The sequence below is a fragment of the Dolichospermum sp. LEGE 00240 genome (assembly GCF_015207875.1).
GTDB classification, from domain to species: Bacteria; Cyanobacteriota; Cyanobacteriia; order Cyanobacteriales; family Nostocaceae; genus Dolichospermum; species Dolichospermum gracile.
In genome coordinates, this window is the sequence record NZ_JADEVZ010000123.1 from 1 (window position 1) to 8,660 (window position 8,660).

Sequence of the window (8,660 nt, forward strand, 5' to 3'; positions counted from 1 at the left end):
TAATTGGTATGAAGTGCAAAGAAACTTATTCACTTTAGTTGTGCGCGACTACATTGTGGACAATCTTACCAATGCTTGTGCTGCTTCATCAACATAGATTCATTTTTTTGTCAATGCGTAAGTCCTAGATACTATTGTCTATAGTTCAGATTTATTTAAGTATTGATTAAGCTTAGGAAATCAGGAGGTAGGGGCGCAGGACCTGCGCCCAGTCAGGAGTCACCTAGCATTTCTAAGCATTTGTTAGGTTTCACTATGTTCAACCCAACCTAATATTTCCTGAACAGAACAGGATTGAGATATAAGTTATTTGTATGGGATGTTGGTAAAAAAGAACTTTCTCAATTACGGGGGGTCTATTCTCATTATTATTGAGAATTTTATCAATAATTCAACGAGTTTTGGTGATTTCAGCTAGGGGGCTTGACAGTGTTCCGAGTTTTGGGTATGCTTATGGTATGAATGGGAAAGTGTGCGCCCATATATATAGAGTTTTTATTCATCAAGATTATAATTTGCAAATTAATTGTCTGAATCAGGATTTACACCGATTAAAGGATGTAGAGGATTTTGGTTTCTGTTTTCGCAACTGCTAACATTCAAACATCTATAGTTTTATCTGAATCGCTTTTAGAATAATTAATATTTCCGTTTAAGTCTGCTTCTCCAAGATGATTTTTACCTGTTTTATCAAAAACTTCTAAATGAGAAGCTTGACCATAATGTAAATTATCTACATACCAATGGCGTTCTGTATTTGATTCAAGGTAAATAACTCTTCCTTGGCATTTATTGACTGTTTTTTTAAATCTTGTAGTATCTCGTAAAATTGTCTGTTTATCCGTTGGTGATTTTGTGCTATCACAAGAATATTCTAATTGACTTAAATTTAGCTTATGTTCCAACCAACATTCCAGCGCTAATTTACTATCTATACCATCTAAACATATCAGATTGATTTCATCATTATTTTTAATAATAGTAATTAAACAATTATGATTAATATGAGGGTGCGCTGTTCTAAAACTAGAATTTGGAAAGTTAATTAGTAAATATTCACTTTCATGATTTTGTAATTTTCTTTCTGTAACTTCAGCTAATGAAGTATCATTAACATTTTTATAATTATTATCACTAATTAAACAATCAAATAAATCTTCTGAAAAATGTACTTTTCCTTTACGCCATTCTTGGGGATTTGATTTATTAAAAACTATGTTTTGAAAAGCTATTTTTAAAGATTTATCTTTAAGTAGATTAAGACTGGTATGAAAGTTAGAACCTCTAATCGCTTCATAATTGATAAATATAGCACTTTCTTCTTTGTAAAGCTTCTTTTCTTGAATTTTTTCATTAATTAACACAAAGATAGCAGTGAACGTTTTCACCGCATCTCGAAATTCTGCTTCGTTAAGATACTGACCTTCTAGAGACACCTCATTGATAAATATTTCCATTTTTTACATCCCGAAAAGTCGTGCAAAATCTTTATCCATTTGGTCAAAAAATCCTTCTGGCCATTCTTCAATTCCCCCATTAGGTTGGACAGGAATTTGCACAACTGGCTGTTCTGGATTTTGTTGAAAATATAATATACTTAAGTCTTCATGAGTAATAATATCATCAAGAACAGCGATTCGCAAGGCATTTAAAATATGATCACTATGGGATTCAATAAAAACTTGTACACCACAACTACTCACTTTAGCTAAAAATTTAGCTAGTCGTGATTGTGCTTTGGGATGTAAATGTGCTTCTGGGTTTTCTACTATTAATATTTCTCCTTCTTTTGCAATCAAACCTGAAACAACAATTGGTAAAATGTAACTATATCCAAATCCCACATTAGCTGGTCTAAAACGGTCTTTTGATGTGCTAGTATTAAATAAAAGTTCGAGTATATTACTTTCAGAACTAGGAACTTCAACTTTTGCACCATTAAAGATTTCGTTAAGCCATTCTTCTGTTTGGGTAGCTAGTGTTTTTGCATCTTCACCTAAACATAGTTTATCATTTACTAAATCATCTCTTTTTTTATAGAGTATGTTAACTGTAAATTCACCTTTTGCACCAACGTTAGGAAATTTGTTGATGGTAGACTTTAAATAAAATTCTTGAGGTCCTAAACGGTCTGCGGATATATAGTGAATGTGATGGAAGTTTAAAGATTTACGTAATAACATTCGACTTATATCTTGAAGTTTTTTCCAAATAGGAAATGGACTAATAGGTGTTAAGTCATTTAGAATAGAAATATCACTCTTTAGTTTCTCTTCTGAGTTATTTTCATCAAAACTTGAGATATTATAATCAAATACGTTTTCTTTTAAAGACTCATCATATCTAGATATAAAAGAGGCATCAACATCATAATATGAACTATAATCTAGATATTTATACTCGTCATCTAATTTTATTCTACCAAGAAAACTAATTTCCACTATTTTCGCTACCATATCATCATCTAAATTTTCATTTAAAGAGTATTCAATATTTCCCCGTAAGTTCAAAAGATTGGCATAATTAGCATTAATATAATATTTGAATTTTATATTATCATTTCTTGAGTTATTTCTATTTCTAACATCATTAAAACTATTTAAACTTACACAACTACCATTCAACAAAATTTGATCAGTATTTTCATTATGATCAATAGATTGTCGCATTAATAGCAAAGACTGAAGCAAGGTTGATTTACCACATCCATTTATTCCTGTAAGTAGTGTTAATTGTCCTAATGGAAAAGTTGTTCTTTCCTTAAAACATTTAAAGTTTTCTAATTCAATTTGAGTTAGCATATCTATACATTCCCTAAAATTTCTTGTGCGAGTTTAAATCTGATAATAACTTTCTTCTTGCTGTTTGTCGCATATTTTACTGCATCAATATATTCTGGATTTTCTAGCAATTTGTCAAAATTATCTTGAATAGATTTTTTATTATCTTCCAAAAACTTATTGTTATTTACAGAGAAAAAATGGGAAACAGATTCAAAAATAGCAATATTTATTCTTCCTCTGCTTTTTCCTGCGGGTAAACGGAAATTTTTATTACCAAAAAACTCAAAAGTCAAGTTCATAACTCTCTTGAAATCATTTTTTAAAGCATCTATTTGTTCATTTGGCATCAAATTAATCTTTTTCATTGCATTTTCTACAAAATCACTTAAGTCTCCCTGATATTCTGTTTCATAATCAAAAATTCTAAATGCTAGATAGCGCAAAATAACTTCTCTATCTTTCATTCTTCTGGGAGATATACCATTATCAATAGCTCTCTTGAAATAGTCTGTTTCTGATAATTCTTTAATAACTTTAGTAGATTTTCCTGAAAATATACAATTTCTGACTTCTTGACGTTCAAGATTTGTACCACCTGTATTAATTCTATTAAAAATATCATAAACAACCTTGGCTTGTACAGAAGGTTTAATAAGATATATATTAAGTTTTTTATCTTCTATTCTGGTTTGATAATCACCCGGTAACTCTTTAAGTTCAGAAAAAATATATCCATTCAAATTAGTTAAAGCTTCTAAACCTGTTAATTTAAATTGATCATTAATAAATTGATGTAAGGTAGATGTTCTCTGTAAACCATCTACTATAATGTACTTACCTTCCACAGTTTGATTAACATACCAAGGAGGTATAGGAAAGTTAAGGATAACTGATTCAATAAATTTACTTCTTTTTTCTAGTGTCCAAACAAGATTACGTTGAAACTCAGGATCAATTATCAGTTTTCCATTATCATATTTTCTCATTAACTCGAAAACTGTTTGCGGTTCTTCTCTAATATCAATATCTGCTTTCGTTGGATCATAAGGATATAACCCTCCACTATCACCTCTATCCTCTTCAGCAGTATCTTCATCTTTCTCGATGACATCACTATCTTGTAATTCTTCATTCATATTTTTTACTCCTTTTCTTATCTAAAGTGTTTAAGAGTTTAATTATGACATCTTCGAGAAGAATAGAATTGGTGATAGCTACTTTTGACGAATTTATTAGATAGCGACTTTCAATTATTCTCCCTTCACAAAATCCAAATACCCTTTACTCAATTCTTCCACAGACAAATCATAAAACTGTTTACCGTATTCTGGAGTCGCTAAATCTGGATTTGAACCCATACGACCATCTGGATAACGGGAACGGAAATCAACGGAACTATAAATTTTATGTCCACCAGCAACTTCTGGAAAAAGAGGAGCTTTTTTAATTGCTTCTGGATAAATATATTGGGTAACAGCTACTTCGCTGGGGGTAGCGTGAGAACCTTCTTGATCACCATATAATTCTTTGGCAAGTTTGTACACTGAACTACCCATAAACCAATTACCAATTTGACATTGCACTTTTGCGGAATTGGGAATTTGCAAATCTTCTAAATGAGCGTAAGTTTCGGAAAAAGCTGCTTTGAGGGTAGCGATATTTCCCCCATGTCCATTAATAAAATAGAACTTGGTAAAACCAGCTTTTACTAAACAAGTCAAATAATCTTTTATTACTAAAATTAAAGTGCTAGGACGTAAACTAATTGTTCCAGGAAAGGCTGTATGATGTAATGCCATGCCTACATTAATTGTTGGTGCTACCATTGCTTGAGTTGCTTCACCAACACCTTTAGATATGGATTCTGCACAAATTGCATCAGTCCCAATTAATCCTGTTGGCCCATGTTGTTCTGTTGAACCAATGGGTAAAATAATTCCTTGAGATTTTTGTAAATAAGTTTCAACTTCCGGCCAAGTGCTTAAATGTAAGAGCATTTTTTTTAGAGGAGTCAGGAGTCAGGAGTCAGGAGAAAGAAAGAAGAAGAAGAAAGAAGAAGAAAATCAACCAATGACCAATTACCAATGACCAATTACCCAACAATTTCCCACCAACCGAAAGCGGGACCGATAAAGCGGATGATTACCCAAGCAAATACCATACATCCAATACCTATCCATGCACCACGAGTGGTGATAGCTACAAACTGTGAGGCTTGGGTTTTTGTGATGGGAACCCAAGGTAATATTTTTGTAGTGTCTTGTCCGTAGTCTTCTCCGAGTGAGTTTTTACGGCGTTTTGCTTCACCCATAATTCGATAATTTAGTTTGTTTTTGAGTTTATTTTAAATTCTAATAGAAATTCGGCAGGGAAATTAATTAACTAGAATCATCTTCATTATTAGCAGAAAACAGACTAGGATCGAGATAGTTTAAACGAGCTAGGGGACTAAGGGCTGAGAGGATTTGCACGCCATAACTGCGGTTAACGACACGACTATCGAGTAAAGCTACTATACCTTGATTTTCGCGGACGGGTGCGATCGCTCTTTGTAATTCATTCATGGCTGTGGGCAGTAAGTATAGCCGAAACCAGTCCTGGTGCGATCGCTTATAATGAGCTACTCTACCAGCTACCAAAGGATTTTCCAAGGATGGTAGTGGTAAAGTTGCAATAATTAACAATCTGGGTGATGGTAAAACACTTTGATTTTCCCGCCAAAATTCCCAACCAGTAATCAAAATCCCGTTTTCATCTAAACAAGTTTTTTCTACCTGTACCCGTGAACCAAACTCCGAAGCCAAAATTGCTCCCACTCTGGCTTTTAGGGGTACATCTCCAATTAATATTACTGTCATTCCTGGTGCGGTTGCACTCAAACATACCAAAGTACGAACTTGATGAATTAAAGCTGGTTGAAATTCTGGTGTATTTGGTAAAGGTAACTTATAGGGAACATAAAGTTGAATTGCTTCCCCTTGACTATCGGCAGCAAATTTCAAGCAAGTAACATCTTCTAAACCCAAGCGTTGACGGAAAAGGGGTGCTTCTGTTTCTGGTTCTAAGGCGCTACCAATTAATACTACAGGTTGACGTTGCCAAATTGGGGCGAGGATTTTAGCCAATTCCAGGGGAGCATAATGTAGGGAAAATAATCCTTGACGACGGGAAATTGTCGCCCAAAATAAGGTAGGGGCAGAAGAATCTTCAAACTGGGGGAATTGCTGCCAAAATTTTCGCCAAGCATCGGGAAGATGATTTTTATCTAAAGCTAAATATAAATCTTGTAAAATATCAATTTCTGGCTGAGAAATCAGATAACAGTGATAGGGATTTTCGGGGTGCTGAAATAATTTATATGTTAGTTCTACCCTGACTTCCCGAATTAAATCCGCTTCATTAGGATAAGCCAGCATTAATTGATCCCAATCATGGGTTTCAATGCTTTGAGTCAGCCCAGAACGTACCCAATCTTCTAAATCGTCAACGCCATCAATAATTGTGGCAATATTCGCCGGAAATGGATTGTTATCAGCAAATTGTCCCTTTAACCAAGCTTCAGGAGAAGTCAACAGTAAACCCTGAAAATCAGGACTTGGCCAAAATTCGCCGGTTCTAATGGGTTTATTCGCTGGTAGCCATTGCTGGAGTCGGGGAATTTCTACCTTTAACAACCGTTGCTGGACAGTTTCCGAAGCGACAATAATTACAGAACCGTGCCACATTAAAGCAGAAGCGATAAAACTGGTGCGATATCGTCCTTGATGTCCACAAACTGCCCCTACCTGAATTAAAGCACTACGTCCTAATCGCAAAGCACGTGCTACTAACCTAGCCATTGTCAAATGATGCGGCCAGGAAGGAAAACCTGCTTGCGATCGCAAGAAGTTATGTAATGATAAATGAACTTCAGCCTCAATCACGCGCTTTTAATTCCATAACAAGTTTTTTCGTTGTCAGTTGTTCGTTGTTTTATCTTTACCAATGACCAATGACCAATGACCATTTATTTACCCATTCTCCTAAATTATGCCAACTTATCCAGGAATTTCCAGCGAAGCCTTCAGACATCCATTAGATAGTCAAGCAGAACAAGCTTTACGCAGTTTACCCGGCTTTGATTTAATCGCCCGTAAATTTGTAGAATTTGTTTATGAACGACCCCAACTTGTCTATTTAATGGGTAACTCCATTCAAGTCGGACCCCGCCAATATTCTACTATTTACCAGATATTTCGGGAATGCGTCCGAGATTTGGACATTAACGGTGAACCAGGCTTGTTTATCTCTCAAAACGCCCAAGTTAATAGTTATGCTTTAGGACAAGAACATCCTTATATCGTCGTCAACACTGGGTTACTAGATTTACTCAATGAAGCCGAACTACGGGTGGTCTTAGCTCATGAACTGGGACATATTAAATGTGGTCATACTATTTTAATTCAAATGGCGATATGGGCGATGAATGCCGCTGAAGCCATTGGTGAATTGACCTTCGGTTTAGGTAATTTTGTCAGTCAAGCCTTGATTTATGCCTTTTTTGAGTGGCGACGCAAAGCTGAACTATCCGCAGATAGGGCGGCTTTATTAGTCATGGACGATTTAAACCCAGTCATGTCATCTATGATGAAACTCTCTGGAGGTAGTCATAAATATGCCCATGAATGTAGTTTACAAGAATTTATGCAACAGTCAGAAAAATATCAAGCACTAGATGATGATGGGCTGAATCAAGTATATAAATTTCTCTTATACAATGGCGCACAAGGAATGATGCTGAGTCATCCTTTCCCAGTAGAGCGCTTGCATTATTTACGCAGTTGGGCAGTATCAGAAGAATATCAGCAAATCAAAAAAGGTAATTATCAATGTTCTGCTGATGGTTCAGTAGATGTTACGCCAGAAACACCAGATCATGAAGCCGAAAAACTCAGACAAGAAATTGAAAAATTACAAGCAGAAATTAACAAAATGAGAAAATCTGATTAGATTCGTAGGGTGTGTTAGCGACAGCGTAACGCACCATTATATTATTACTTGCCTTGGCGACTGGAAGTCGCGGCTACACAGACAAAACCCATCTTCATGGGTTAAGAACCTTAATTTTGTGTTAGTCCACGAAGGTGGACTTGGTTTGTGTAGTAGCGATTTCTAATCGCCGATAGCCATAAACTTTTAAAACATCTTCTTAGAGTAATCATTTATTTACTTTCCAATATATTCCAAAAATAACCATCAGGAGCAACAAAAGAAAAGCTCTTTTCTGCAAACTCATTAATCATAATTTCCGTAATTTGTTGGGCGGCACTTTCTCGCACCCTTTGCCAATAAATCTCTATTTCCCGGACTCTGTAAGTATAAAGGCACATTCCTAAACATCCCGGTTTTGCATCTGTAAAACATGATGCCAACTTCATATTTTCTGGAAAGCGAATAATATAAAGTCTCCCACTTCGCGCTGCCATAAAATCAGTTTGAGAAGAACAAGGATCATCAAAAGCCGTAACGATAAATTTTTCCCCTGGGTTTAGGGCAAAAAATTCTCTTCCTGCTAAAGATGATTCATAACTTGTTTCCACATCATCCCGTACACGCAATAAACCTAAAACTTCTTCATAGAATTTGAGAATTTCCCTACTATCATCTTGGACAACTATACCCACATGAGTAAACTGACTAGTTTTTAAAGGTGCATGATCATTAATCTGTCCATAATTAGGAACATCATAACCAAAACGTTGAAATAAAACGGCTCTTTCGTCTCTTTTATGGTCACAACTAAAATTACCAAAATTTAATGCCGATAAATCTAAACCATAAAAGCCGAAAACTCTATCTCTGTAAAGGTTTGCAAACTTTTAAATACAAGAGAATCAG

The 8,660-nt window shown here is 35.0% G+C and carries 7 protein-coding genes and 1 pseudogene; 1 reads left to right on the forward strand and 7 read right to left on the reverse strand.

The features are described 5' to 3' along the window. Positions 1-599 precede the first annotated feature (599 nt). The 6 genes from IQ226_RS25435 to IQ226_RS23740 form a co-directional block, all read right to left on the reverse strand. Complete coding sequence (locus tag IQ226_RS25435) at positions 600-1,457, reverse strand: hypothetical protein (protein ID WP_228039644.1); 858 nt, start codon at positions 1,455-1,457, stop codon at positions 600-602. 3 nt (positions 1,458-1,460) lie between these two features. Beyond that, positions 1,461-2,801 carry a DUF3696 domain-containing protein gene (locus IQ226_RS23720; RefSeq protein WP_193899491.1) on the reverse strand — a complete coding sequence of 447 codons (1,341 nt, stop codon included), beginning with the start codon at positions 2,799-2,801 and terminating at the stop codon, positions 1,461-1,463. A 2-nt stretch (positions 2,802-2,803) separates the two neighbouring features. Next, entirely contained in the window at positions 2,804-3,919 is a 1,116-nt protein-coding gene (locus IQ226_RS23725; protein ID WP_193899492.1) for a DUF262 domain-containing protein, read from the reverse strand. 114 nt (positions 3,920-4,033) lie between these two features. Further along, positions 4,034-4,780 (reverse strand): creatininase family protein, encoded by a 747-nt coding sequence (locus IQ226_RS23730; protein WP_193899493.1) that lies wholly within the window; start codon positions 4,778-4,780, stop codon positions 4,034-4,036. 95 nt (positions 4,781-4,875) lie between these two features. Further along, positions 4,876-5,094, reverse strand: a complete 219-nt coding sequence (locus IQ226_RS23735; protein ID WP_168635553.1) for a DUF2839 domain-containing protein — start codon at positions 5,092-5,094, stop codon at positions 4,876-4,878. Between the two features lie 67 nt (positions 5,095-5,161). Continuing rightward, complete coding sequence (locus IQ226_RS23740) at positions 5,162-6,706, reverse strand: ATP-dependent DNA helicase (RefSeq protein ID WP_193899494.1); 1,545 nt, start codon at positions 6,704-6,706, stop codon at positions 5,162-5,164. Positions 6,707-6,812: 106 nt separating this feature from the next. Between IQ226_RS23740 and IQ226_RS23745 the strand changes: the two genes are divergently transcribed. Then, positions 6,813-7,772, forward strand: coding sequence for a M48 family metallopeptidase (locus IQ226_RS23745; RefSeq protein ID WP_193899495.1), 960 nt, complete (start codon positions 6,813-6,815; stop codon positions 7,770-7,772). Between the two features lie 212 nt (positions 7,773-7,984). Here the strand turns inward: IQ226_RS23745 and IQ226_RS23750 are convergent. Next, positions 7,985-8,539 (reverse strand): annotated as a pseudogene (locus IQ226_RS23750) (VOC family protein); the annotation flags it as partial. Positions 8,540-8,660: the final 121 nt, after the last annotated feature.

What these genes read in the sequence shown, in the direction of transcription:
- IQ226_RS25435 (WP_228039644.1), bottom strand. Translation starts at nt 1,457, where the DNA reads ATGGAAATATTTATCAATGAGGTGTCTCTAGAAGGTCAGTATCTTAAC.
- IQ226_RS23720 (WP_193899491.1), bottom strand. Translation starts at nt 2,801, where the DNA reads ATGCTAACTCAAATTGAATTAGAAAACTTTAAATGTTTTAAGGAAAGA.
- IQ226_RS23725 (WP_193899492.1), bottom strand. Translation starts at nt 3,919, where the DNA reads ATGAATGAAGAATTACAAGATAGTGATGTCATCGAGAAAGATGAAGAT.
- IQ226_RS23730 (WP_193899493.1), bottom strand. Translation starts at nt 4,780, where the DNA reads ATGCTCTTACATTTAAGCACTTGGCCGGAAGTTGAAACTTATTTACAA.
- IQ226_RS23735 (WP_168635553.1), bottom strand. Translation starts at nt 5,094, where the DNA reads ATGGGTGAAGCAAAACGCCGTAAAAACTCACTCGGAGAAGACTACGGA.
- IQ226_RS23745 (WP_193899495.1), top strand. Translation starts at nt 6,813, where the DNA reads ATGCCAACTTATCCAGGAATTTCCAGCGAAGCCTTCAGACATCCATTA.